Below are 26,351 nucleotides of genomic sequence, written 5' to 3'. Positions count from 1 at the left end.
CCGGTTCCGGCCAGCCGTTACCTTGCCGCTTCGCCTCGGAACAGATCGCTTGCAGTCCACATCCAAGAGCTTCAGAAGACGCTATGCCCGTTCCGGAGCGGGCCTTGGTCATCCGTTGCTCGCAATCTGGGCCGTGCTCGCCTCGGTGATCGTGCTGATGCCGATGCTCGCCATCGGCTGGCTTGCCGTTTCCGGCGGCAGCGCCGATTGGCCGCATCTTGTCGCGAACGTCATCCCGCGCGCAACGGGGCGAACGCTGCTGCTCGTCGCGCTGACGGGTGCAGCAACAGCTGTTATCGGCATCCTGACCGCATGGCTGGTGGCGAGCTGCGAATTTCCGTTGCGCCGCTTCCTTTCTGCCGCCCTCGTGCTGCCGCTTGCGATACCCGCCTACCTCGCGGCCTATGCCTTCGGCGAACTCCTCACCTTCACCGGTCCGGTCCAGGGCCTGATCCGGCTCGTCTTCGGATTCCAGACGAGCCGGGACTACTGGTTTCCGGACGTGCGCTCGCTCGGCGGCGCGGTGCTCGTGCTGAGCTCGGTGCTCTATCCTTATATCTATCTCGCCTGCCGCTCGATGTTCCTGATGCAGGGGCGCGCGGCCGCAGACGTTGCGCGCACGCTCGGCGCCGGCCCGCTCAAAGTGTTCTTCCGGATCCAGATCCCGATGGCACGGCCTGCCATCATGATCGGCCTGACGCTCGTCGCCATGGAAACACTGAACGACATCGGAGCGGTCGAGTTCCTGGGCGTCCAGACGCTGACCTTCTCGATTTTCGATACCTGGCTTAACCGCGGCAGCCTGGCCGGCGCCGCACAGATTGCCTGTATCATGCTGCTCTTCGTCGTCGCCCTGATGATGGTCGAGCGCGCCGCCCGTCGCAGGCAGCGCTTCTCCAGCCAGAAGACAACGGCCGCCGTCCACGATCTTGCGAGGCTTACACTGTCGGGCTGGAAAAAATGGGCGGCAACGATCGCCTGCCTGCTGCCGGTACTCTCCGGCTTCGGCGTCCCCTTCTTCATTCTCGGAAATTACGCGCTGAAACGCCTGGATCAGTTTTTGGCCTCGCGCCTCCTGAACGCGCTCTTGCACAGCATCCTGGTTTCCGCCCTGACAGCGCTCGTCGCGGTGCTTCTGGGATTTGTGCTTGCCTATGCCGCCCGCACCGGGCGTTCACGAACCACGGAAGCAGCCGGGCGTTTGGCGTCCTTCGGCTATGGCGTGCCCGGTACGGTTCTCGCGATCGGCGTGCTCTTTCCGCTGGCAGCACTCGACAACGCTGTCGATGCGCAAATGAGAGACACGTTCGGATTTTCGACCGGCCTCCTGATGAGCGGCACCGGCTTTGCCATCGTCTACGCCTGTACGGTCCGCTTCCTAACAATGGCGGAAGGCACACTCGAAGCCGGTTTCCAGAAACTGTCGCCGCATCTCGACATGGCTGCGCGCGCGCTCGGACGTACGAGCGGCCAGACGCTGCGGACGGTACTCCTGCCGATGATGCGCCCGGCCGTGCTGACGGCGGCCCTGCTCGTTTTCATCGAGACAATGAAGGAACTCTCGGCAACGATCATGCTGAGACCCTTCAACTTCAACACACTCGCCACTCTGGTCTACGAGGACGCGTCGCGCGCCAAGGTCGAAGATGCCTCCGTCGCGGCGATGATCATCGTCATCGCCGGCATGATCCCGGTGATCCTGGTGTCGAGATCGCTGGAACGCCGTTCCTGATGGTCGCAGCGGATGGCGGCCGCTCGCAAGCAAGGCAGACAAAAAAAGAGGCAGCCGAAAGCCGCCTCTGAAGTCAATGCTAACCAACAAATGCTCGAGAAAAGGTGACATCATGTCTGCGGCAACATCGCTGCTGCGGCACCGGCCCTTGACTGGTCGGCCTCAAGTTGGTTCGACCATGCACCCCCAAATGTAAACAAGATCTTACTTTTTGATCCGACAATCTTACGCAGTGGCACGCAACTCCGACGTTTTGGTTAATTCGCGGGACGCGAACTGGTTAACGCGCGATCGCATGACCGGCCCATTGGACAGCAAGACGGGAAGGCGCAGAAGCCGCCGTCCCGCTCGAACAGTCACCTTTTCAATGCATCGAGCCCGGCAAACAGCTCTAGCGCCTCCGGGTTCGCAAGCGCTTCCTTGTTCTTGACCGGTCGGCCATGCACGACGTCGCGAACGGCAAGCTCGACGATCTTGCCCGATTTCGTCCGCGGAATATCGGCGACGGCAATGATCTTCGCAGGCACGTGACGCGGAGAAGCGCCGGTGCGGATGCGGCTCTTGATCGCCTTCGTCAGTTCGTCGGTCAATTCCACACCCGGCGCCAGCCGGACGAAGAGGATGACCCGGACGTCGTCCTCCCAATCCTGGCCGATGCACAGCGCCTCGGCGACCTCTTCCATCTGCTCGACCTGATTATAGATCTCCGCCGTACCGATCCGCACGCCACCCGGATTGAGCGTCGCGTCGGAACGACCATGAATGATGATGCCGCCATGCGCCGTCCATTCGGCAAAATCGCCATGGCACCAGACGTTGTCGAAGCGCTCGAAATAGGCCGCGCGGTACTTGGCGCCCTCGGGATCGTTCCAGAACATGATCGGCATCGACGGAAAGGCCCGGGTGCAAACAAGTTCCCCTTTCTCGCCGCGCACGGATTGGCCCTCGTCGTTCCAGACGTCCATGGCAAGCCCCAGGCCGGGGCCTTGGATTTCGCCGCGCCAGACCGGCTTCAGGGGATTGCCGAGCACGAAGCAGGATACGATGTCGGTGCCGCCGGAGATCGAAGCGAGTTGGACGTCCGACTTGATGCCCTCGTAGACGAACGAAAAACCTTCCGGAGAAAGCGGCGAGCCGGTCGACGTCAACAGGCGGAGCGTCGACAGGTCATGCGTGCTCACCGGCGTGAAGCCGCCCTTGCGCACGGCGTCGATGTATTTCGCCGACGTGCCGAAAATCGCGAACCGTTCCTCTGCCGCATAGTCGAAGAGTACGTTGCCATCCGGATAGAAGGGCGAGCCGTCGAAGAGGCAGAGCGTGGCGCCTGCTGCCAGACCCGATGCCAGCCAGTTCCACATCATCCAGCCGCAGGTGGTGAAGTAGAAGAGCCTCTCGCCTTCCTTCAAGCCGCAGTGGAAGCGGTGTTCCTTGAGGTGCTGCAGCAAGGTTCCGCCTGCAGAATGCACGATGCATTTCGGCACGCCGGTGGTACCGGAGGAAAACAGAATGTAGAGCGGATGGCTGAATGACAGCCGCTCGAACGCCAGCGGCTTCACGTCGAAGGGGGCGATGAAATCGGCCAGCGTGACGCCGCCTTCGGTGGTCGCCGCCACCGAGGCGCTGTCACCCGCATAAGGAACAATGACGGTCGGCACGCCCAGCGTGGCGGCGACGGCGCGCACCTTGCCGGCGACGTCCTGTCGCTTGCCGTTGTACCAGTAGCCGTCACAGGCGATGAACAGTTTCGGGCCGATCTGGCCAAAGCGGTCGAGAACACCCTGCTCGCCGAAATCGGGCGAACAGGACGACCAGATGGCGCCGATCGAAGCGGTCGCCAGCATCAGTGCGATCGTCTCTGGCATGTTCGGCATCATCGCAGCGACGCGGTCACCGCTGCCGATGCCCTTGGCCTTCATTGCCTGCTGCAGGCGCGACACCAGGGCGCGCAAATCGTCCCAGGAAAGACGATAGCCGGCCTTGTCCTCACCTCGAAAGACCAGCGCGTCGCCATCACCGCTCTTGCGCAGCAGGTTCTCGGCGAAATTCAGCGTTGCATCGGGAAAGAAGCGGGCATCGAGCATCCGCTCGCCATTGATGAGCGCCCTTTTCCCGCGGTCGCCAACAACCCCGCAATAGTCCCAGACCGCGGTCCAGAAGTCGCCTCGCTCGGCCACGGACCAGTCATGGAAAGCGTCGTAGTCGGCAAAACTCCGGCCGAAACGTTGCCCGCACCACGCCATGAATTGCGCCATCGGGCTTCGCTCGAGAATCTCGGCGCCAGGAACCCACAAAGGTCGATCTGCTTGCATGCTCTCCTCCACTCCTCTGCGTGTTTCTATACCATGCTGCAACGCAAAATAAACAGCACGGGCCCAGGTTCGGCATCGTGATGACGACATTTCCATGCCAGCCGCATTTGCTTTCTCCAAGCCGAAGGCCTATCCAGACGGCTTGACCCGAGAGGCAACGGCAATCCGACCGAAATGACGAGACAAATCCTGCAGATATTGCGCAGTTCCGGCCTCTGGTCGCGGATCGGCCGCCGCCACCTCGTCTGGTCCGCCGCGATCGGCGTCGGCCTCGCCATTGCCTATAACGCCGCGCTGCCGCTGGTCATTTCGACCACCGATGCCCGCGCGACGATGGAACGAATGCTCGACGCCTGGTCGGGCGGCAAAAGCAGGATTGGAGGCGAACCCGAAGTCCGGTTCTGGCCGGAGCCTGAACTCACTCTGCCCGAGGCAACGATCGAATCGAACGAGCCCAATCCGCGCCCGCTTGCACATATCGGCCGCATCACTGCATCCTTCAGCCTGCTAGCAGCCCTTCGCGGCGAGCAGGAACTGGACGATATCCGCTTCGTCGATCCGGTCGTCACCATCGAGCGCGCCGCCGACGGAACGGTCAACTGGAAACGGCCGCACTGGCTCAGTCTCGCCGAAACGACGACCGAGGAAGATACACCCTTCGGCAACATAACGATCGAAAACGGGCGGGTACGGATCCTCGACCAAATGGCCGAAGGTGGCCTGGACATCGACATTCCGGCCATTTCCGGAACTGTCAAATGGCCATCCTTTGCCGAGCGCATCAGCGCACAGCTTTCGACGAACATCGGCGGCGAGGCGATTGACTGGGCGCTGATCTGCGACCAACCGCTGGCCCTCTTTGCCGGCGGCAATGCGTCGCTCAGGACCTCGCTGACCTCTGCCCCGTTGACCTTCTCCTTCGAAGGTATCGGTAATCTTTCAATGTATCCCTTTGCCTCCGGCCATCTGCAGGCATCGGCCCCCTCGCTGTCAGCGCTTCTCGCCTGGTATCGAGGCGGTTCATCGGAAATGCTTCCTGCGGGTGCTTTCAGCATCGACGCCATGGTGGCGACCGGCGAGAAAACGCTCAAGCTCGATGATCTGCAACTTGCGGTGGGTGGCGCCACCGCAACTGGCGTCCTGGACGTGGCGTTTCCCACCGACGACACGCCGCGTGTCGAAGGAACGCTCGCCTTCGACAGCATCGATCTCAACGGCCTCAGCTTCCCGAGTGCGAAGCCTGCGGACGCAAACGCCCCCCAATGGCGGATGGCGGAAAACCTGACCGGCGTCTGGCGCGCAGATGTGCGGCTTTCTTCGCAGGAAGTGCTCGTCGGTCCGCTGCACCTCACCGACGTAGCAGCCGGTGTCATGATCAACGGCAGCCGGGCATCGCTCGACATCGGCGACAGTACCTACGCAAACGGTGTTCTCAGCGGCCGCTTGGTGCTCTCGAACAAGGGGCTGGAACATGGCGGCAGGCTGCAGATGAGCCTCAAGGATGCCGACTTTGCGGCCGTACTTGAGAGTTTCGGCCTGAAAGGCCCAACACCGAGCGGCAGGGGCACGCTCACCCTCGACCTTGCGACGGACCAAGCCGTTTGGGCGACCGGCGCTGCCGATCTCTCGGGCAACCTGACTCTCTCGCTGGCAAATGGCAGCCTCGCCGGATTCGATGTGAATGCTTTCATCGATCTCATCCGAAGGGGGGAGTTCTTTTCTCTGTCGCAGGCAAGTGCCGGGGTGTTCGACTTCCAGGCGGCCGAGATTGACGCCACCTTCGGCGGCGGGGTGGCCCGGCTGAACCGCGCGAATTTCGCCGGACCGTCCGGTAGCCTGTCGGTCACTGGCGTCATCCCTAATCGCACAGGAAGCCTCGCACTCGCCGGAATGCTGGAAAACACGGAGACGACCAACCAACCGCTGCGTTTCTTCGTCGGTGGGTCGTGGCCGAATGCGGTCATCTCGCCGCTCTCCGTCCTCGTTGAGCCGCAATAGGCCCAAGCGTCAAGACCACTGCCCATGCAGCATTTCAATTTACCGCCGCGACCTTTGCGCGTCTGAAAAGACGCACGGTGCTGTAGGCGATCAGCCGACCATCGCAAATGCGGCGCGCTCGTCCCTCTCCCGCTGCACCTCTCGACGCTTCGTCACGATCGACGCGACGAGCACGCCAAGCGCGACGACGCCGATCAGGATCGTGCAGATCGCGTTGATTTCCGGCGTTACCCCGAGGCGCACCTGGCTATAGATCTTCATCGGCAGAGTGGTGGCACCAGGCCCGGTCGTGAAGCTCGAAATCACCAGGTCGTCGAGCGACAGGGTGAAGGCAAGCACCCAGCCCGAAAAAACCGCCGGCGAAATCACCGGCAGCGTGATTGCGAAAAACGTCCTCACCGGCGTCGCGCCGAGATCGAGCGCTGCCTCCTCGATCGACTGGTCGAAGCTCAAGAGACGCGACTGAACAACCACCGCGACGAAGCACATGGTGAACGTGATGTGGGCGAGCGTGATCGTCCAGAAGCCACGATCGAACCCGATGGCGACGAACAACAGCAGCAGTGACAGGCCGGTGATCACCTCCGGCATTACCAGCGGCGCGTAGACCATGCCGGAAAACAGCACCCGGCCGCGAAAGCGTGTGTAGCGCACGAGTGCCAGCGCCGCCAGCGTTCCAAGCACCGTCGCGCAGGTCGCCGACAGCAGCCCGACGCGAATGGTGACCCAGGCTGCATCAAGCAGGGCCTGGTTGTGCCAGAGCTGGGCGTACCATCGCGTCGAAAAGCCAGCCCAGACAGTGACGAGTTTCGACTCGTTGAACGAGAAAATCACCAGAAGCACGATCGGCAGGTAAAGGAAGCCGAAGCCGAGGACGACCGAGACGATGTTGAAGCGCGACCATTTTGTCATCGTCTATCTCCCCTCGCTGTCGGCCTTCGCCTGCACGTTCTGGAAGTAGACGATCGGGAGCACCAGGATGAGCAGGAGGATCGTGGCCACCGCCGAGGAAACCGGCCAGTCGCGATTGGCATTGAATTCGTTCCACAGCGTCTTGCCGATCATGAGGGTCTCCGATCCGCCGAGCAGGTCCGGGATGACGAACTCGCCAACCGCCGGAATGAAGACCAGCAGGCAGCCGGCCACGACGCCCGCAAGCGACAGCGGGAACGTTACCCGCCAGAAGGCGGTGATCGGCGTGCAGCCGAGGTCTTGGGCCGCCTCCGTCAGCGTCTGATCCATCTTCTCGAGTGCCGAATAGATCGGCAGTACCATGAAAGGGAGATAGGAATAGACGATGCCTATGTAGATCGCCCAGTTGGTGTTGAGGATGATGAGCGGCTGATCGATGACGCCGATGGTAATCAGGAACTGATTGAGCAAGCCTTCCGGTTTCAGGATCGCGATCCAGGCATAGACCCGGATCAGGAAGCTCGTCCAGAAGGGCAGGATCACCAGCATCAACAGCGTCGGACGGATGGAACGCGGCGCCTGTGCCATTCCGTAAGCGATCGGATAGCCAATCAGAAGCGTCAGGAAAGTGGAAACGGCGGCGATGACGACGCTCGAAACATAGGCGTTGAAATAGAGTACGTCCTCGGTCAGCCAGATATAGTTGTCGAGGGAAAACTCGCGCACTCCCTCGAGGATGCCCGAAAGGCCGTCGGCCAGATCGAAGACCGGCGTATAGGGCGGCATGGCGACTGCCGTCTGCGAAAGCGAGATGCGGAAGACGATGAAAAAGGGAATGAGAAAGAAAAAGAGCAGCCAGGCATAGGGAATGATGATGACCAGGCGGCTGACGAAGGCTGACGCAATTTTTGCCATGGCTTCAATCCTTCAACACCACGCCCGCGTCTTCGCTGAACGAGACCCACACCTGCTGGTCATAGCCAAGCGGATCCTCGACGGCGCGCATGGCATTCAGCGACGATGCCTTGATGACCTTGCCGTCCTTCAAGCGAATGTGGAAGACCGTCATGTCGCCCAGATAGCCGATGTCCCAGATCTCGCCTTCGGCTGCGTTGAGCGGCGCGTGGGCAGGCGCCTGCCGGGTGACCCGGATCTTTTCCGGCCGAACGGCAACGGCAGCCTTGGCTCCCGTCGACAGCTTCTCCGGCGACGCCATGCGGATCGGAACGCCACCCGCCGTCTCGACGCGAACCCTGCCCTCTTCCGCCGCGGCAACCGTGCCGTCAAAAATGTTCACGTCGCCGATGAAGTCCGCGACGAAGCGCGAATTCGGCGCCTCATAGATTTCCGCCGGCGTCGCCACCTGAATGACATTGCCGTGGCTCATGACGGCGATGCGGTCGGCCATGGTCATGGCCTCTTCCTGGTCATGGGTGACGATGACGAAGGTCAGGCCCAATTCCTGCTGCAGGTCCATCAACTCGAACTGGGTTTCCTCGCGCAGCTTCTTGTCGAGAGCGCCCAGCGGCTCGTCGAGCAACAGCACCTTCGGGCGCTTGGCAAGTGAGCGGGCGAGCGCCACGCGCTGGCGCTGGCCGCCGGAAAGCTGGTGCGGCTTGCGCTTGGCGAATTTCTCGAGCTTGACGAGCTTCAGCATCTGCGCAACGCGCTCGGCAATGTCCGGCTTTGCCATGCCGTCCTGTTTCAGACCGAAGGCGATGTTGCTTTCGACTGTCATGTGCGGAAACAGCGCGTAGGACTGGAACATCATGTTGACGGGTCGTCGATACGGCGGAATGCCCGCGAGATTCTGGCCATCGAGAATGATCTCGCCCGACGTCGGCTGCTCGAAGCCGGCAAGCATGCGCAGCAACGTCGATTTTCCGCAGCCCGAGGCACCCAGAAGCGCGAAAAACTCCCGGGTGTAGATGTTCAGCGAAAGGTCGTCGACGGCGGTGAAGTCTCCGAACTTCTTGGTTACGTTCTTGAAGGAAATGAATGGTTTGGAGGCCGGATCCGCCCATGGGGCGAAGGACCGCCGGATACTGCCAAGAGACTTCATCGTCTATCCCCAAATGACACCGCCGATGGGCGCACGGTCCCCACCTCGATGCCCATCGCAATCTTACCCCGAGCGGGAGCCGGGCCAAAAACAACGCCACGTCTTTCCCCGTCCCGCTCCAAAAAAATTGCCCGGATCTTGGGGCCGGGCAATTCGCTTCTGGTCTTACTGGCCGGTGACGACCTTGGTCCAGAGCCGGGTCAACACCCGCTGCTCCTTGGGCTCGAAAGGCGTGATGGTGAACAGCTTCTGCATCACCTCGTCCGACGGATAGATAGCCGTGTCCTCCAAGACTTCCTTGTCCAGGAACTGCTGAGAAGCCTTGTTGCCATTGGCATAGAAGACATAGTTCGAGGCCTTGGCAATGACCTCCGGTTTCATCATGTAATTGATGAACTCATGCGCTTCGGCAACATGCGGCGCGTCGGCGGGAATCGCCAGCATGTCGAACCACATCTGCGCGCCTTGCGCCGGGATCGAATAATCGACCGTCACGCCGGCTTTCGCTTCCGCAGCACGGTCCCGTGCCTGGAAGATATCGCCGGAGAAGCCGACGGCCAGGCAGATATCACCGTTTGCGAGCGCGTTGATGTATTCGGACGAGTGGAACTTGCGGACGTAGGGGCGGATGCTCGTCAGCAGTTCCGCGGCCTTTTCGAGTTCAGCCGTCTCGTGGCTGTCGGGGTCGAGTCCAAGATAGGCAAGCGCCGAGGGGACGACGTCGGTCGGGGAGTCGAGGACATGGATGCCGCAATCCTTGAATTTCGCAGCCAGTTCGGGCTTGAAGATGACATCCCAGTTCGGCTTCTCGTCCGTGCCCAGGATTTCCTTCATCTTGTCGACATTGTAGCCGATGCCCGTGGTGCCCCACATGTAGTCGACGGCATATTCGTTGCCGGGATCGTACTTCGCCGTACGCTCCATGATGACGTTCCACATGTTCGGCAGGTTCGGGAGCTTCGACTTGTCGAGTTTCTGGAAGACGCCGGCCGCGATTTGGCGCTGCAGGAAATACGCCGTCGGCACCACGACGTCGTAGCCGGAGCCGCCGGCAAGCAGTTTCGTCTCCAGGATTTCGTTGGAATCGAAGACGTCGTAGACCACCTTGATGCCGGTCTCTTTGGTGAAGTCCTCGAGAATGCTGCTGTCGATATAGTCCGACCAGTTGTAGACGTTGACGACCCGCTCCTGCGCGGAAGCGAGCATGGTCGATCCCGCCAGGGCGGCGGCGGCCAGTGTTGCGATCACGATTTTGGACATTCGTTCCCTCTTTATTATCGGTTCTCGACAAGAGCCGCTGAGCCCTGCGAGCCAGCCGATCTTGATCGGTCCGGAGCCGAGGTTAGGCATCTTTCTCGCCAACCTCAAGCGCTTTCGCTCGGGATTCAGGCACGATCCCGTGTCTAATGCATTTTGGCAAGCGCAAGCAAAAACGGGCACTTATGACGGTGCGCCTACAGCGCCGCGCGTCTTACCAGACGCGCGAAGGACGCTGTACCACTTTGAATGCTGCATGTTTTTATCCTCAAATCGGCTGCGATTTAAGGAAACATGCAGTTGGACACCCTGTGCCAAGCAGAGACGACCTGCGCGTTAACCATCGCGCAAACATGCCGACTCACGGGCCGCGTTTACGATTGATTAACCTTAGTGGAAGTGCAAGTTTGCCCGCGGTTGTGTATCAGCGTCCGGACCACGTCATGAGCGAGCGAAACCGCAGGATCGATCCGAGGGAATTGAAACGCCTCTCGGTTCTGCAGCCGAGAAAAACACTGACGGCAATCGCCACGGACTGGGCCATCATAACGGCGGCGATCACCGTCAGCGAATATGCCGGCAATATCCTCGTCTACGTGATCGCCATCGCCGTGATCGCCGGGCGAATGCACGCTTTCGGCTGCATGGTGCACGAGGCTGCCCACTACCGCATCATCCGCGATCGCAAGCTCAGCGACTGGATGAGCGACATTCTGCTGGCCTGGCCGGTGCTGGCAACCGTTGACGGTTATCGCCAGAACCATCTTGCCCATCACCGGCACGCCAACACCGATGACGACCCGGACTGGGTCGCGAAGCGCGACCTGGCACAATTTACCTTCCCGCAGAAACTGGCACGCGGCATTGCGCAACTGCTCGGCTATCTCGTCGCGGTGAATTCGGTTCGCGACCTCATTCACATGGCCAAGAGGATCTCGAAGACGGATCGCTCGACACCGGCCTACAAAGCGCTGCGGCTTGGTTTCTACCTTTCGGCCGCTGTCGTTTTCACGGCCCTCGGCATCTGGCGCGAATTCGTCCTCTACTGGCTCGCGCCCTTCTTCACCTTCTTCTGCCTGTTTCTTTATGTCCGCAGCGTCGCCGAACACTTCGGCAGCATGGATTACGGCGACGAACTGACGAGTTCGCGCACTGTCTATCCGTACGCCTGGGAGAAGCTCTTCTTCGCTCCGCACAACATCAACTACCACCTCGAGCACCACCTCTATCCCGGCGTGCCTTACTACAACCTGCCGGAACTGCACGCGATCCTGATGCGAAACAAGGCCTATGCGGAGAAGGCCCACATCACCCGTGGCTATACCACCGGGCTCGCCGCGGAATGCTTCGCGCCCGAGGCGCCGCTGTTGCCCAATCAGCACCCGGCCAGTTACTAGCCGACTACTGAAAATCGAAAACGCTGAGGCCTGTCGCCATCTCGTCGAGGCCGAGCGGGCGGGTTACAGGTGGTTCGGCGCGCGCCAGACAGCCTTGCCGCTCGCAGAGGCGGCAGGCTGCACCGACGGGTACAGGCGGCATCCGCGAAGCACCGTAGACGACTTCCTCCGAAAAGCCGGCATCACAGCCGATCAGCAGCGCCGTGCGCCTCACCCGCTCCTGAAAGCCCGCTTGCGGTCCGTCGAGCGTCCGCGAAACGACAAGGTACTCGCTGCCCTCGGGCATTTCGACGCGGTCGACGAGAACCTGGCCGGGCACGGCGAAGGCGGCATGGATGTTGAGCTTGGGACAGGCGCCGCCGAAGCGGGCACCAGGAAAGCCAAGCGCGCCCGCGCGGCGCAGCCGATGGCCGGCATTGTCGATCTCCATAAGGAAAAACGGGATGCCCGCGGCGCCGGGGCGCTGCAACATCGTCAGTCGATTGGCCGCCTGTTCGAAGGACACCTGAAAGCGGGATCGCAAGATATCGATGTCGTATTTCGCGCGCTGCGCCGCTGCTAGAAACGCTTGATAGGGCATCATCAAGGCATGGGCGGCATAGCGCGCGAGTTCGAAGCGACCGATGCGGCGCGCCTCGGCGGTCGAGAAGCGGAATTGCTGCAGCTCGGCGTCGATCGCCTCGTGGCAGGCGATCGACGCCACTTCCATGGCGATTTCCCGCGTCTGGTCGAAAGGCGACAGGCGTTCGGAAATAAAGAGCCGCATCGAGTGCCGGTCGAAACGGCGACGCAGGTTCGGCATGGCGTGCATCGGCAGCGTTCTGACGACGAGGCCATGCTCCTTCTTGAGCCAGGCCTTCAGCGCTCCAGTGAGATCGTCTCCGGGCGAAAGCGCGGCGTGAAACGCCTCCATGGCCTCCTCGATCCGCGCGAAATGATTGGGCCGCGACTCGAACGCCTCGCGCATCTCATCGATCGGCAGCCGCGTGCCCGAAAGCGCCGCCATGTGCCCCTGTCCCGCCAGGAGATCGGCGAGATCCTTCAGGCGTGACGCCTGCTCGCGATAGGCACGATAAAGCTTGACGATGCCTCCGGAGGCGTTGGGCGCCGCTTCGGCAATTTCGATCAGTTCCTGATCACCAGGCAGTTCGCCGGCCAGGAGCGGATCGGCGAATACCTCACGCAACTGCGCAAGACCGCCACCGCTTTCGCCCTGCAACTCGTCGAGGTCCACCTTATAGACCGAGGAGAGCTTGAGAAGAAGCTGCACCGTCAGCGGCCGCTGATTGCGCTCGATGAGATTCAGGTAGGAAGGGGAGATGCCGAGCGCCTCCGCCATCGCCGTCTGCGTCAACTGAAGACCATTGCGAATACGTCTGACGCGCGGCCCGGCGAAGATCTTGTTTTCGGCCATTTGTAACTCCCTTTACAAATCCGGCTCGGTAATCGCTTTGACATTTTTTACAAATTTACCGATTTCCACTGTCAAACACAAGACAAGATAACCCTTTTGAATTCGGCATATATGCGTTTTCCGTGGCGTTCTCATGCACTGCAATGTAAAAAAAGTCACATGATCTTATGACCAAGACGGGCGTGAGACCAAAGTCGAAGAGCTATCTGTTTTTACGAGGAGGCAAGAATGACTGATTTTTACAAACTGATTCCCGGCGCGCCGCAGGGACGTTTCGACGGTATCCAGCGACCCTATACCGCCGAAGATGTAAAGCGGCTGCGGGGATCGGTGGAAATCCGTTATTCTCTTGCCGAGATGGGTGCCAACCGCCTCTGGAAGCTCATCCATGACGAGGATTTCGTCAATGCGCTTGGCGCGCTTTCCGGCAACCAGGCCATGCAGATGGTTCGCGCCGGCTTGAAGGCGATCTATCTCTCCGGCTGGCAGGTCGCCGCCGACGCCAACACGGCCTCGGCGATGTATCCGGACCAGTCGCTCTATCCCGCCAATGCGGCACCGGAATTGGCGAAGCGTATCAACCGCACGCTGCAGCGCGCCGATCAGATCGAGACCGCCGAAGGCAAGGGCCTCTCGGTCGACACCTGGTTCGCGCCGATCGTTGCCGACGCCGAAGCGGGCTTCGGCGGGCCGTTGAACGCCTTCGAGATTATGAAGGCCTTCATCGAGGCTGGTGCGGCAGGTGTCCACTACGAGGATCAGCTTGCGTCGGAAAAGAAATGCGGCCATCTCGGCGGCAAAGTGCTGATCCCGACCGCCGCGCATATCCGCAACCTGAACGCCGCGCGGCTTGCCGCCGACGTCATGGGAACGCCAACGCTCGTCATCGCCCGCACCGATGCGGAAGCGGCGAAGCTGCTCACCTCGGACATCGACGAGCGCGACCGGCCGTTCGTCGACTACGATGCCGGCCGCACGGTTGAGGGCTTCTATCAGGTAAGGAACGGCATCGAGCCCTGCATTGCGCGCGCCGTCGCCTATGCGCCGCATTGCGACCTCATCTGGTGCGAAACCTCGAAGCCGGATCTGGAGCAGGCGCGCAAATTCGCCGAAGGCGTACACAAGGCGCATCCGGGCAAGCTGCTCGCCTACAATTGCTCGCCATCTTTCAACTGGAAGAAGAACCTCGACGATGCGACGATCGCCAAGTTCCAGCGCGAGCTTGGAGCAATGGGCTACAAGTTCCAGTTCATCACGCTCGCCGGCTTCCATCAGTTGAACTACGGCATGTTCGAGCTTGCGCGCGGTTACAAGGACCGCCAGATGGCCGCCTATTCGGAGTTGCAGGAAGCGGAATTCGCAGCCGAGGCCAACGGCTACACCGCAACCAAACACCAGCGCGAGGTCGGCACCGGCTACTTCGATGCCGTATCGCTGGCGATCACCGGCGGCCAGTCGTCGACCACCGCCATGAAGGAATCGACCGAGCACGACCAGTTCCGCCCGGCAGCAGAATGAAAGACGCAGAATGAAAGCCGGGGCGCGCGGCATCCCTGCCCGTCGCGCGCCCCGGAAATAACAGAACCTCGAACGGAAAGCGGGACGCAGTGCCCCGCATCCGGCTCTAACCTCCGAAGGAGCAACGCCAATGACAGTACAGACACGCGTCAAGGAACGGGCCGAGGAACAGTCGTCGGCCATGACCCCGGACCAGCAGGCGGCGATCCGCATGGTCGCGAACGACCTGCATCGGCTCAATCAGTCGGTCATGAAGGCGGTCGACGCCGGGGTTTCGGTTGAGCTCGTGCGCTCGGCACGCCATCATGGTGGCGAAGGCAACTGGGGCGACCTGCTCATTCCGGTCATCGTCACACAAGGACGGTCGTGATGTTCGAACTGGCGGCAGTCGCGCTCGTCCTCACGCTTTCGGGCATCTACTGGCATGGCGCGCTGCCCGGCAGACAGCGGATTCCCGTAGCGGTCTTCCGCAGTCGAAGCCGGCCGGGTAGCCGCTCCCGTTAAGAGACTAGATCGCCGACCAACTGCAAAGTCGGCCGGTGGTCCTTTGCGGTGCTACATTGATGAGGTTCGCCGCGGGCGCTTGCCGGCAAACAGGTCCACGTGGCTGCGCAGCAATCGCGTCATCCGGTCGACCACAGTGCGGATTTCCCGCCGGTGTCGGTCCTCGTTGTTCATGACAATCCACTGCCGATGTCTGAGCGGCTCTATTTCCTCGCCTGCGCGCTCGAGCAGCGGATCGAGATCGCCGACAAAGCAGGGCAGAACCGCCCTTCCCGCCCCGGCACGCGCGAGATCGAGCAAGGACCGGGGGCGACCGACCGTCGCAACGATGCGGCCGGCCGCCTGGTCGTGCGGCCAGCGCAGATAGGCCGAGATCGCCTCTTCCTCCGCAACCGCGACCCAGCGCTCGGGCCCGCCGCCGGGCGCATTCTTCTGCCGGTAGGCAGCGTAGGCCACTTCGCCGATCAAGCGCGACGCCAGATAAGTCTCTTGCGGCTCGAAGGCGCGAATGCCGATATCGCTCTCCCGATAGGCAAGATTCGCCCGCGCCTCCCCGATCGAAAGCGATATGGCAAAGGCGTCGCGCTCGGTGCAGATCGCCGGAAAATTTTCCGCGATCAACCACGCATTCCACGTTCCGGCCGCGATCCGCACGACCGGCATCCCCTCGCCTTCCTTTTGCCAGCTCTCAACCTTGCGTGCCGCCGCCTCCATTTCCTGCAATTGCTCGAACAGGAGGCGTCCGTCGGCGGTCAGCACGTAGCCAGTCTGGCTGCGCACGAAGAGCGAGCGCCCGGTACACTCCTCGATCTCCAGCATCCGGCGGCCAATGGTTGCCGGACTCAAGCCGGTCACCTGCGCCGCACCGGTCAGGCCGCCGGCACGCGCCACAGTCATGAAACAACGGTAGATGTCCCAATCCATGTTTTTCATGGCTGAAAGACATATGGGGAATTGAGCTGTATGTAAAACAGTTTTGAATGCATAAAAAAGGAGATGCCCGAAACGAGGAGCATCACCATGGACCTGATGGCAATGGCCTTTCTATTCGACATGCTTTCCAAGAACCGCCGCTGGGACGAGGCCCTCGGGCCGCGCCGGCCGCAGCGCAAGGCCCTCATGGGCCGCCTGTTTTCCGCAATCACCCGGAAGTCGCCGCCGGAAAAATGCCGCACAGGCTGCGGCCCGGTTTGAGGGCTTCGCACCGCGGGCGACCCCAAATGACAACGCCGTGCGCCCGGTCGAGCGCACGGCGTTCGGTCTGTGCATTGCCGCAGGCGCGCAGGCCCGCCGCGGCTGGTCGCTACCGCTCAGGCGGCGCGGTAGGTTTGGCCGGTCGCCACTTCCGGCTCCAGCCGGAATTGCTCGACGAGCATCATCAGCGTATCCGCCTGGCTTGCGAGTGCGCGGCTGGTGGCCGTCGCTTCCTCGACCATCGATGCATTCTGCTGGGTCATCTGATCCATCTGGTTGACGGAGCCGTTGACCTCGTTCAGCGCCGCCGCCTGGTCGCGGCTCGCCGTTGCGATCATTTCCACATGCTGGCTGACGGAGACGATCTGGGCGCTGATCGAAGCAAGCACCGCGCCGGTCTCCTTGACGAGATGAGAGCCGGAATTGACCTCTTCGGTCGACTTGTTGATCAGCCCCTTGATTTCCCGCGCCGCCTCGGCGGACCGCTGCGCCAGTTCCCGGACCTCCTGCGCGACGACGGCAAAGCCCTTGCCCGCCTCGCCGGCGCGTGCCGCCTCGATGCCGGCGTTCAGGGCCAAGAGGTTGGTCTGGAAGGCGATGTCGTCGATGACCTCGATGATCTGCTCGATCTGGCGTGAGGCCTCTTCGATGCGGCCCATCGCGGCGATGGCGTTGGTGACCACCGTCGCCGAGCTGTCGGCGCTCTTCTTGGTCTGCGAAACGGCGAGGTTCGCCTCATGTGCGCGCTCTGCCGAGGAACGCACGGTCACCGTGATCTGGTCGACTGCGGCCGCGGTCTCCTCGAGCGAAGCCGCTTGGGCTTCCGTGCGCTTGGAGAGCGAGTCGGCCGAATGATGCATGTCCGCGCCGCTCTGCTGGATCGCCTGGGCGTTCGTCCGGATCTGGGCGAGCGTATCCTGAAGCCGGATGAGCGATCCGTTGAAATCCGTGCGCAGCTGCTCGAGCCGACCGTGGAAGGGTACCTCGATCTGGTGCGAGAGATCGCCTTGCGCCAGACGTCCGAGGCCGGCGGCGAGTTCGCTGACCGCAAGATCGATCTGCCGGTCCAGCTCGCGCTTCTCGGCGTCGTTGCGGCTGCGTTCCGCTTCGGCACGAGCGCGCTGCTCTTCGCTTTCCGCCTCGATGCGCACCTTGGAAAGGGCGTTTTCCTTGAACACGCCGAGGGCGCGCGCCATGTCGCCGATTTCGTCGCGCCGCGCGTCGCCGTCGATCGCCGTATCGAGCACGCCGTCGGCAAGGCGGCGCATGGCGGCGGTGATCTGTCCGATCGGTTTCTTCAGCGTCAGCGTCAGCGCGATACCGGCGAGCAATGCGATGATGACGCCGCCGACGGTCGCAGCAACGGAGATCTGGTTCGCTTCGTCTCGTTCGGTACCGGCCGCGACTTTCTGCTGTTCGGCGAACTCCGTCAGATCACCCCAGATCTCGTTGATCGATTCACCGGCAGCATTGAACTCGGAGTTGCGCTTGTCGGAACTCGCGACCAGCGCAACACTATCTTTCTTCATTACGTCGAGGATCGACAGAAGGGCATCCGATGTCGTTTCGAAGAAGCTCATTCCGGTGGCGACGCCGCGCAGGGTCGTCAAATTGGCCTGAACGGCAAGGAACTTATCCAGAAGTCTCTTGCGATTTTCCTCGGTCGAGCTGCCGAGGAAGGCCGCCGCGGCGATCTGGATATCGGTGATCGACGTGGAGAGCCTGCGCGTTGCGGTCAGCACGGATTCGGTGCTCGCAATCTTTTCGTCGAGCTCGCTGAAGATCTGGGTAGCTTCGCGCATCTTGCCGACGGAGGCGGCTTCGAGGCGGAAGCTCGCGGTGCGGAAGCGATCGACGTACTTCGAAATGCTGCCCAGTGTTTCGGGTCCGACCGGGGCCTTGATCAGAGAGCCGATCTCGCTCGAGGCTGAATTCACGGTGTCGGCGAGGGACTTTTCGCCCTTCGGCAGCAAGGTGAAGATCTCGCGCTGCGTGCGGCCGACCATCGGGAAGCGATCCTTGACCTGCTTCAGCTTCTCTTCGACCGTGGTCGCCTTGGCAACCTCCGTGCCGAACTCCGCGAAGAAGCGGCCGGCGCGAAGGAGCTTTTCGGCGTTCCGGAGCATCGTCTTCGCCGCGTTCTCGTCCTTGCGCACGGCATATTGCAGCCGGTTCGTCTCTTCATTGATCTTCGATTGCTCGGCCACCAGGCGCTCGATATTGGCCGTCGTGGCCGCGCGCAGCTCCTGCTCGCCGACATGCAGCGTCCAAAGACCCTCGATACGCGCCTCGATATCGCTGGTCGCGGCGATCGCAGCGGTCAGCTCGTCCTGCCCGTTCTGGCCGGCAACCTGTGCGGCGGTATCAGCGAGGATGTCCTTCTGCGCAGCGATCGTGGCGCGAACCGCATCGCGGCTTTCCTCGGTCGTCTTGTACAGGAAGTTATTCATCCCGGCGTAGACGTCCTTGAAGCCGCTCAGCGTTTGCAGGACGCTGTTTGAAATCTCCATGCGCCCCTGCAGCAGGCCCGATGCGTAGAGGCCGGTGATGCCGACAGCCGAGATGCTGACGACAAACGGCAGGATGAAGAACAGAACCTTCGTCTGAATCTTGAACCGGGCAAGAATTCTATCAATGAACATTGAAAACACCTTGGCTCGCAGCTCGCGTTTCGCTTCCCCCGATGGCCCGACGTACCGCCCCAAGCGATTGCTTGCGGAGGAACAGCCACCCGATGCGCAAACAGGCTGATGTTTTTCGGGAAATCATGCGGCGCACGCCGCTAGTCCGCCGGCAATCATTGCGGGGCCCACGCTGCCTCTTACTGCATATTTCCTTTGCGCGTCTGAAAGACGCGCGGCGCTGTAAGGCGGCGAGGCCCTGACGGGACTCACTCGGGCGCCATAGTCAATTTGAACGATTAAGATTTGTATAAGCGGCCGGCGGTTTTGACGCGGCGATGGGGCGAGGACGATTTTGCGACAACGGGCACGCGGTTTCGGCCGGATCACAGGCGCCGCAGTTTAGATCAGGTAAACGCGCTTCACCTGGAAGGCGCTTCCGCCCTCCTGACCTGCATTCAGAACGCGGCGAACGTCGCGAAGGTCACAATGAGAAAGAGGGCGATAACAGCACCGAAAGCAATGAGCTCATGGTGGAAGTGGCTCTGCTCGGTCCGGGCAATCGCAACAGCGCGGGGACGGCGGCGTGAGTGGGGCATGGCATCCTGTCCTTGTCCTGCAGTGCCGCACGTTTTCCGACGCACAAAGGACACTGCAACCCTTGAATTGCTGGCAGCCAACCCGGCTACCATACGCATCATGGTGCCCTCATCCTGCGGCCAAGGAAAGTCCATGAAATGGAAACAGTGTGGTTTCCGTTTAGGGACCGCCCCCAGTCCTGTGCAGGCCGTGCAGCCATGAATTCAGGTTCAGCCATTTCCGTTAACAATGGCTGAAAAGGCAAATCACCAATTCTTCCGCATGGTCACACCTCTTGACCGGTGGCGAAACCGGAGGCCCAGGCCCATTGGAAATTGTAGCCGCCTAGCCATCCGGTGACATCGACGCATTCGCCGATGAAATAAAGCCCCGGAACTTCCCTCGCCTGCATCGTTCGGGAATCCAGCGCGCGGGTATCGACCCCGCCGAGTGTAACTTCGGCGGTCCTGTAGCCCTCCGACCCGGCGGGCTTCAGCGTCCAGTTCTGGATGGAAGCCGACAGCGCGTCGATGGCCTTGTCGGAAAGGTCGGCGAGCATCCGTCCCGCCAGCTTTGCTTCTTCCGCAAAGAACTGCGCCAGCCGTCGCGGCAGGATGTCGGCCAAGGCGGTATGCGCAGCCTGGCGCCCGTTCGTTCGGCGCATTCCCTTGAGAATAGACGCGATATCGATGTCCGGCATCAGCCGCAGGACGATCTCCGCGCCCTCCCGCCAATAGGAGGAGATCTGCAGGATGGCGGGTCCGCTCAAGCCGCGGTGGGTGAGCAACACCGCTTCGCGGAAGGCGGCCTTGCCGCAGCGCGCCTCTGCATCGGCGGCAACGCCGGCCAGTTCGCCGATCTTTTCCAGTTGCGCCGGATCGAGGGTCAACGGAACCAATGCAGGCCGCGTTTCGACGATCGGCAGACCGAATTGTTCGGCGATCCTGTAGGCAAAACCCGTGGCACCCATTTTCGGAATCGACTTGCCGCCGCTTGCGACCACCAGTGACGCGGCCTCGACGGGTCCATCATTGGTTGTCACCCGGAAGCCGGATGCAACTCTCTCGATTGCCGAGATCGCCGTTGCAAGCCGGAGCGCCACGCCCGCCTCCTGCATCTCGGCAAGCAGCATGCGGATGATGTCCTTCGCCGAATGATCGCAGAAGAGCTGCCCAAGCGTCTTCTCATGCCATGCAATGCCGTGCCGCTCGACCAGCGCGACGAAGTCCTGCGGCCGGTAGCGTGCCAGCGCCGACTTGCAGAAATGCGGGTTCTCGGAGAGGAAGTTCTTCGGTCCGGCGTGAATATTGGTGAAGTTGCAGCGGCCGCCGCCGGAGATGCGGATCTTCTCGCCGGGTGCCTTGGCGTGATCGAGCACGAGCACGCGGCGTCCGCGTTTTCCCGCTTCGATCGCGCACATCATGCCGGCGGCACCCGCGCCAATGACCACCACGTCGTGTTTTTCTGCCACGGAAGACCCTTTTCGCGTTTCAGCCTTCCTTCCCGAGGGCGGAACCAAAAGTCAATCGCGAACCGCCGAAGCCGCTCTAGCCAATCGCCAAACTCCGGGTATGATGCGCAATCCGAAGCCAAAACCGGTGATTTATGCCCTCCAAGAGAAGTGTCGCCCAACAAGCAGCAAAGATCAGCAAAAGTTCGAAAATACCCGCCGCCCTGCATTCGCCGCGAGGCGTGAAGACCTGGAAGGAAGCGGTCGACTGGCTCAGGATCCGCGGCATTGAAGACATCGAGTGCATCACGCCCGACCTTGCCGGCGTACCGCGCGGCAAGATGATGCCGACCTCCAAGTTCACCTCGAACACCTCGCTCGCTCTGCCCTCGGCGATCTACCGTCATACGATTTCCGGCGAATATCCCGACGAAACCGACCAGTTCCGCTACGATTCGCGCGACAGCGACATCAAGCTACTGCCCGATCTTTCGACCCTTTCTATTGTTCCTTGGGAGTCCGACCCGACGGCGCAGGTGATCTGCGACATCGTCGGCTCGCAGGGCGAGCAGATCAACTATACGCCGCGCAACGTATTGAAACGCGTGGTCGACCTCTACCGCCAGAAGGGATGGAAGCCGGTCGTCGCGCCCGAGATCGAATTCTATCTCGTCGCCCAGAACGACGATCCGGACTATCCGCTGCGTCCGCCGAAGGGCCGCTCCGGCCGCTCGATTCTCGGCGGCCAGGGCTATTCGATCGCCGGCATCAACGAATTCGACGAACTGATCGACGATATCTACCACTTCTCCGAAAAGCAGGGCCTCGAGATCGATACCCTCATTCACGAAGAGGGACCGGCGCAACTCGAAATCAACCTCAGGCACGGCGACCCGATCGAGCTTGCCGACCAGGTTTTCCTGTTCAAGCGGACAATTCGCGAAGCGGCACTGAAGCACGGCATCTACGCGACCTTCATGGCGAAGCCGATGCAGGGCCAGCCCGGCTCGGCGATGCACATTCACCAGTCGGTCGTCGAGATCAACACCGGTCGCAACCTCTTCTCGAATGTGAACGGATCGCCATCGAAGGAGTTCTTCTCCTTTATCGGCGGCATGCAGCATTACGTGCCGCGGACGCTGGCGATGATGGCGCCCTACGTGAACTCCTACCGGCGACTGACCCCCGACATGTCGGCGCCGGTAAACACCGCCTGGGGTTACGACAACCGGACGACGGCGTTCCGCATCCCTGTCTCGGATGCGGCGGCCCGACGCATCGAGAACCGCCTGCCGAGTTCGGACGCCAATCCCTATCTGGCGCTCGCGGCCTCGCTCGGCTGCGGCTATCTCGGCATCATCGAGGGCCTGCAGCCTACGCCGCCGACCGAGGACACCGCCAACGAAGGCGAAATCGATCTGCCGCGCGGCTTGCTCGAGGCCGTGTCGCTGCTTGAATCCGCACCTTCGCTCGCCGACGTCTTCACGCCCGAATTCATCGCCATCTATGCCGGCGTGAAGCGTGGCGAATTCGAGACCTTCATGCAGGTCATCAGTCCGTGGGAACGCGAATTCCTGCTTCTGAACGTCTGACCGAAAGGCGCCCTCATGCCCTGGCAAAGCCCGATCTCGCCCGGAATTTCCTGGTATGAGGCGACGATCCCTGAGCGTCCGGTCTATCCAGCGCTGGCAGGTTCGCGGAAAACCGGCGTCGCCATCGTCGGTGGCGGCTACACGGGTCTCCAAGCCGCCTACAATCTCGCGAAAAGCGGAACAGACGTCACGTTGATCGATGCCTGCCGTTTCGGCGACGGCGCCTCGGGTCGCAACGGCGGCCAGTGCGGCACCGGCCAGCGCGCATGGGCGGAGGACATGGAGGAGGCGCTCGGCCGCGAGCGTGCCAAGCTGCTGTTCGAGATGGCGGAAAACGCCAAGCGCTACCTCCTGGACTTCGCCGGCGACCACGGAATCGACATCGAATTCGTGCCGGGGCAGCTTTCCGTCGGCCACAAGAAAAGTCTCGAGAACGACTACCGCCGCCATGTCGAGGCGATGGCGGAGCGTTTCGGATATCCGCACCTCTCCTTCATGGAACGCGACGAGACCGCAAGCCGGCTCGGATCGCACCATTATCACTTCGGCATCCGCGACACCGGCACCGGGCACATCCACCCGATGAAACTGCTCGTCGGCCTTGCAACGCATGCGGCCCGTGCCGGCGCCAGCCTCCACGAGCAGACGAAGGCGCTGAAGATCGAGAAAAAGGGGGCCGCGGTCGTCATCGACACCGATCGCGGCGCGATCACCGCCGACCGGGCGTTGATCGCCTGCAATGCCTATATCGGCAACCTGGAGCCCGTGACCGCCAGCCACGTCATGCCTATCCGCTCGTTCATCGGCGCGACAAAGGTCCTGTCCGGCCATCCGGATGTGCTGCCCGGCGGCGAATCGGTCGACGATTCCCGTTTCGTCGTGCGCTATTTCCGCAAATCGAAAGACGGTCGGCTGCTCTTCGGCGGACGCGAAGCCTATACGGCCGACAATCCACGCGACATTTCAAGCCACATCCGCCGACAGATCAGCGAGGTCTATCCGGCACTCGCGAACGTCGAGATCACCCACGCCTGGGGCGGTTCGGTCGGCATCACCATACCGCGCCAGCCCTTCTGCAGGGAGGTCATGCCCGGGGTCACGAGCATCGGCGGCTATTCCGGACACGGCGTCATGCTGTCCAACTATTGCGGCAAGCTCTATGCTGACTTGGTCTTGGGGAAACAGACGGAGCTGGATCTTCTCAAGGCCTTGAAAATACCAGCTTTCCCGGGCGGAACGCGATTCCGTTCGGCGCTGCTGTTTCTCGCGCTCAGCTGGTATGCTTTGCGCGACCGGTTCTAAAAAGCCGCGTGCGGCGCATTTTGTTGCGTCGCACCCTAGCCTTTTTAAATCGATTAGATTATACCTCCCCTGACCTGAAAGAGATCGAGATATCCCATGAGCAGCCAGATCATTCCCGTTGACCCGTTTGACTATGTGGTGTTCGGGGGCACCGGCGATCTTGCAGAGCGCAAGCTTCTGCCTGCGCTCTATCACCGGCAGATCGAAGGTCAATTCAGCGAGCCGACGCGAATCATCGGCGCATCACGCGCGGCACTGACCCACGAGGAATACCGCACGTTCGCGACCGATGCCTTGAAGGAGCATCTGAAACAGGGCGAATTCAACGAAGCGGAAGTGGCGAAGTTCACGGCCCGGCTCTACTACGTCTCGGTCGACGCCAAATCCGATCAGGGCTGGGACGAGCTGAAGAAGATCCTCGAAGAGGGAAAGGATCGCATCCGCGCCTTCTATCTCGCTGTCGGTCCGGCGATCTTCGGCGATATTTCGGAAAAGATTCGCGACCACAAGCTCATCACCAAGAACACCCGGATCGTCGTCGAAAAGCCGATCGGACGAGACCTCGCCACGGCGACGGAACTCAACGACACGATCGGCAAGGTGTTCCGCGAAGAGCAGATCTTCCGCATCGATCACTACCTCGGCAAGGAGACGGTACAGAACCTCATGGCCCTGCGCTTTGCCAATGCGCTTTACGAGCCTCTGTGGAACTCGGCGCATATCGACCACGTGCAGATCACCGTTTCGGAGTCCGTCGGACTTGAAAACCGCGCCGGCTACTACGACAAGGCGGGCGCGCTCCGCGACATGGTGCAGAACCACATCCTGCAGCTCGTCTGTTTCGTCGCCATGGAAGCGCCGACCTCGATGGACGCGGAGGCCGTGCGCGACGAAAAGCTCAAGGTGCTTCGCGCGCTGAAGCCGATCACCGCGACCAATGTCGAGCAGGTAACGGTTCGCGGCCAGTATCGTGCCGGCGCATCCGCCGGCGGTCCGGTAAAGGGCTATCTCGAGGAGCTCGAAGGCGGCGTTTCCAACACGGAAACCTTTGTCGCGATCAAGGCCGAAGTCAGCAACTGGCGCTGGGCCGGCGTGCCCTTCTATATTCGCACTGGCAAGCGCATGGCGGGCCGCATGTCGGAGATCGTCATCACCTTCAAGCAGATCCCTCACTCGATCTTCGATCACAGTGCCGGACGCATTTCGGCGAACCAGCTTATGATCCGCCTCCAGCCGAACGAAGGCGTCAAGCAATCGCTTATGATCAAGGACCCGGGACCGGGCGGCATGCGGCTGCGGAACGTCCCGCTCGACATGAGCTTCGCGGAAGCCTTCGCCGTGCGCAACGCCGATGCCTACGAGCGGCTGCTGCTCGATGTCGTCCGCAACAACCAGACGCTGTTCGTGCGCCGCGATGAAGTGGAAGCCGCCTGGCAATGGATCGACCCCATCCTCAAGGCGTGGGAAACGACCGGACAGCAAGTGCAAGGCTATACGGCCGGCACCTGGGGGCCGAGCCAGTCGATCGCGCTCATCGAGCGCGACGGCCGCACCTGGAACGATACGATCTAGGACCGGCTCATGAGCACCACCCTGCACACATTCGAGACTGGAACCGCATTGGCGGAGGGACTGGCGGATGCCGTCAGTGCGAAGCTCGCCGCGGCAATCGAAGCTCGCGGCGCTGCGAGCATCGCGGTCTCCGGCGGATCGACGCCTAAAGCCTTCTTCCAGGCCCTGTCGCAGCGCGAACTCGACTGGACGAAAGTGACCGTCACCCTTGTCGACGAACGGTTCGTGCCGCCGGAAAACGAACGCTCCAACCACGGGCTGGTCGCCGCTAATCTGCTGCAGAACAAGGCGAAGGCGGCAAAGTTCCTGCCGCTCTACCACGCCGCAGCGACAGCCGAGGACGCCGCAGTGAAGGCAAGCCGGGCGGCGGCCGCAGTCGGCGCGCCCTTCGATGTCGTTGTTCTCGGGATGGGAACGGACGGGCACACCGCCTCGTTCTTCCCGGGAGGGACGCGCCTTAAAGAGGCGATCGATCCGGCGACGCCACGCGGCGTGATCACGATGGAGGCGGACGGCGCGGGCGAACCGCGGCTGACATTTACCTTTTCCAGCCTCGATGACGCCGGGCTGCTCGTCCTGCATATCGAGGGCGACGGCAAGAAAGAGGTTCTTGCCCGAGCGGAGGCGCCCGGCGACGAGGCGGAGATGCCGATCCGCGCCATGTTGCGGCGCGCAACCTCGCCGCTGCAGATCTACTGGGCACCGTGACACGGCGGGCGACCCATCGGGGAACGCCCGCCAAGGCAGATAGCGGCCCGAACCACAGCTTTCCTTGCGCGTTCTCCCGAGTGCGCAGGTCGTGTTGAGTGATTTATCCTCATTTCGCGATCGAACTGAGGCCAGGTTACTCAGCAATTCAAACTGTTACAGCCGCCGATGCGGTGCCGCACGGCCGCTGTAGACCGATGACAGGATGAAGACAGGGGCCCTCAAGGCTC

19 protein-coding genes are annotated in these 26,351 nt (G+C 61.8%); 10 read left to right on the top strand and 9 right to left on the bottom strand.

The features are described from left to right. Nucleotides 1-49 precede the first annotated feature (49 nt). On the top strand, nucleotides 50-1,732 hold the full coding sequence (locus QN222_RS26615; RefSeq protein ID WP_283961557.1) for an iron ABC transporter permease: 1,683 nt from the start codon (nucleotides 50-52) through the stop codon (nucleotides 1,730-1,732). 356 nt (nucleotides 1,733-2,088) lie between these two features. On the opposite strand, the gene QN222_RS26610 is transcribed toward QN222_RS26615, so the two are convergent. Beyond that, nucleotides 2,089-4,041, bottom strand: a complete 1,953-nt coding sequence (locus QN222_RS26610) for an acetoacetate--CoA ligase (protein ID WP_283961558.1) — start codon at nucleotides 4,039-4,041, stop codon at nucleotides 2,089-2,091. Between the two features lie 174 nt (nucleotides 4,042-4,215). Between QN222_RS26610 and QN222_RS26605 the strand changes: the two genes are divergently transcribed. Further along, a complete protein-coding gene (locus QN222_RS26605; RefSeq protein ID WP_283961559.1) occupies nucleotides 4,216-6,039 on the top strand; it encodes an AsmA family protein in 1,824 nt (607 codons plus the stop codon). Nucleotides 6,040-6,129: 90 nt separating this feature from the next. Here QN222_RS26605 and QN222_RS26600 read toward each other — a convergent pair whose 3' ends face one another. The 4 genes from QN222_RS26600 to QN222_RS26585 form a co-directional block, all read right to left on the bottom strand. Next, complete coding sequence (locus QN222_RS26600) at nucleotides 6,130-6,951, bottom strand: ABC transporter permease subunit (protein WP_283961560.1); 822 nt, start codon at nucleotides 6,949-6,951, stop codon at nucleotides 6,130-6,132. Between the two features lie 3 nt (nucleotides 6,952-6,954). Then, a complete protein-coding gene (locus QN222_RS26595; RefSeq protein WP_283961561.1) occupies nucleotides 6,955-7,866 on the bottom strand; it encodes an ABC transporter permease subunit in 912 nt (303 codons plus the stop codon). Nucleotides 7,867-7,870: 4 nt separating this feature from the next. Further along, nucleotides 7,871-9,013 carry an ABC transporter ATP-binding protein gene (locus tag QN222_RS26590; protein ID WP_283961562.1) on the bottom strand — a complete coding sequence of 381 codons (1,143 nt, stop codon included), beginning with the start codon at nucleotides 9,011-9,013 and terminating at the stop codon, nucleotides 7,871-7,873. 165 nt (nucleotides 9,014-9,178) lie between these two features. Next, nucleotides 9,179-10,273: a polyamine ABC transporter substrate-binding protein gene (locus QN222_RS26585; RefSeq protein WP_283961563.1), complete on the bottom strand. Its 1,095-nt coding sequence runs from the start codon at nucleotides 10,271-10,273 to the stop codon at nucleotides 9,179-9,181. Nucleotides 10,274-10,713: 440 nt separating this feature from the next. Here QN222_RS26585 and QN222_RS26580 point away from each other — a divergent pair, with 440 nt between their 5' ends. Continuing rightward, nucleotides 10,714-11,667, top strand: a complete 954-nt coding sequence (locus QN222_RS26580; protein ID WP_283961564.1) for a fatty acid desaturase family protein — start codon at nucleotides 10,714-10,716, stop codon at nucleotides 11,665-11,667. A gap of 4 nt (nucleotides 11,668-11,671) precedes the next feature. Here QN222_RS26580 and QN222_RS26575 read toward each other — a convergent pair whose 3' ends face one another. Continuing rightward, on the bottom strand, nucleotides 11,672-13,081 hold the full coding sequence (locus QN222_RS26575; protein WP_283961565.1) for a helix-turn-helix domain-containing protein: 1,410 nt from the start codon (nucleotides 13,079-13,081) through the stop codon (nucleotides 11,672-11,674). 228 nt (nucleotides 13,082-13,309) lie between these two features. On the opposite strand from QN222_RS26575, the gene aceA reads away from it, so the two are divergent. Together aceA and QN222_RS26565 are read left to right on the top strand one after the other, a co-directional pair. Continuing rightward, nucleotides 13,310-14,599 carry an isocitrate lyase gene (aceA, locus tag QN222_RS26570; protein ID WP_283961566.1) on the top strand — a complete coding sequence of 430 codons (1,290 nt, stop codon included), beginning with the start codon at nucleotides 13,310-13,312 and terminating at the stop codon, nucleotides 14,597-14,599. 130 nt (nucleotides 14,600-14,729) lie between these two features. Then, nucleotides 14,730-14,969 carry a hypothetical protein gene (locus QN222_RS26565; RefSeq protein WP_180940222.1) on the top strand — a complete coding sequence of 80 codons (240 nt, stop codon included), beginning with the start codon at nucleotides 14,730-14,732 and terminating at the stop codon, nucleotides 14,967-14,969. 185 nt (nucleotides 14,970-15,154) lie between these two features. On the opposite strand, the gene QN222_RS26560 is transcribed toward QN222_RS26565, so the two are convergent. After that, complete coding sequence (locus tag QN222_RS26560) at nucleotides 15,155-16,036, bottom strand: LysR family transcriptional regulator (protein ID WP_283961567.1); 882 nt, start codon at nucleotides 16,034-16,036, stop codon at nucleotides 15,155-15,157. A gap of 87 nt (nucleotides 16,037-16,123) precedes the next feature. On the opposite strand from QN222_RS26560, the gene QN222_RS26555 reads away from it, so the two are divergent. Next, nucleotides 16,124-16,297: a hypothetical protein gene (locus QN222_RS26555; protein ID WP_283961568.1), complete on the top strand. Its 174-nt coding sequence runs from the start codon at nucleotides 16,124-16,126 to the stop codon at nucleotides 16,295-16,297. Nucleotides 16,298-16,413: 116 nt separating this feature from the next. Here the strand turns inward: QN222_RS26555 and QN222_RS26550 are convergent, their stop codons facing one another. Both QN222_RS26550 and QN222_RS26545 read right to left on the bottom strand, forming a co-directional pair. Beyond that, complete coding sequence (locus QN222_RS26550; protein WP_283961569.1) at nucleotides 16,414-18,939, bottom strand: methyl-accepting chemotaxis protein; 2,526 nt, start codon at nucleotides 18,937-18,939, stop codon at nucleotides 16,414-16,416. Between the two features lie 844 nt (nucleotides 18,940-19,783). Then, nucleotides 19,784-20,968: an NAD(P)/FAD-dependent oxidoreductase gene (locus QN222_RS26545; RefSeq protein WP_283961570.1), complete on the bottom strand. Its 1,185-nt coding sequence runs from the start codon at nucleotides 20,966-20,968 to the stop codon at nucleotides 19,784-19,786. Nucleotides 20,969-21,102: 134 nt separating this feature from the next. Here QN222_RS26545 and QN222_RS26540 point away from each other — a divergent pair, with 134 nt between their 5' ends. The 4 genes from QN222_RS26540 to pgl all read left to right on the top strand — a co-directional run bounded on the left by QN222_RS26540 (nucleotide 21,103) and on the right by pgl (nucleotide 26,121). After that, entirely contained in the window at nucleotides 21,103-22,539 is a 1,437-nt protein-coding gene (locus tag QN222_RS26540; protein ID WP_283961571.1) for a glutamine synthetase family protein, read from the top strand. 15 nt (nucleotides 22,540-22,554) lie between these two features. After that, nucleotides 22,555-23,841, top strand: a complete 1,287-nt coding sequence (locus QN222_RS26535; protein WP_283961572.1) for an FAD-binding oxidoreductase — start codon at nucleotides 22,555-22,557, stop codon at nucleotides 23,839-23,841. A gap of 96 nt (nucleotides 23,842-23,937) precedes the next feature. Beyond that, a complete protein-coding gene (zwf, locus tag QN222_RS26530; protein ID WP_283961573.1) occupies nucleotides 23,938-25,413 on the top strand; it encodes a glucose-6-phosphate dehydrogenase in 1,476 nt (491 codons plus the stop codon). A 9-nt stretch (nucleotides 25,414-25,422) separates the two neighbouring features. Beyond that, nucleotides 25,423-26,121, top strand: coding sequence for a 6-phosphogluconolactonase (pgl, locus tag QN222_RS26525; RefSeq protein ID WP_283961574.1), 699 nt, complete (start codon nucleotides 25,423-25,425; stop codon nucleotides 26,119-26,121). Nucleotides 26,122-26,351 lie beyond the last annotated feature (230 nt).

The sequence above is a fragment of the Sinorhizobium sp. 6-70 genome (genome assembly GCF_030124375.1).
Lineage (GTDB): Bacteria > Pseudomonadota > Alphaproteobacteria > Rhizobiales > Rhizobiaceae > Sinorhizobium.
This window is presented reverse-complemented; position numbering and strand designations above follow the sequence as displayed.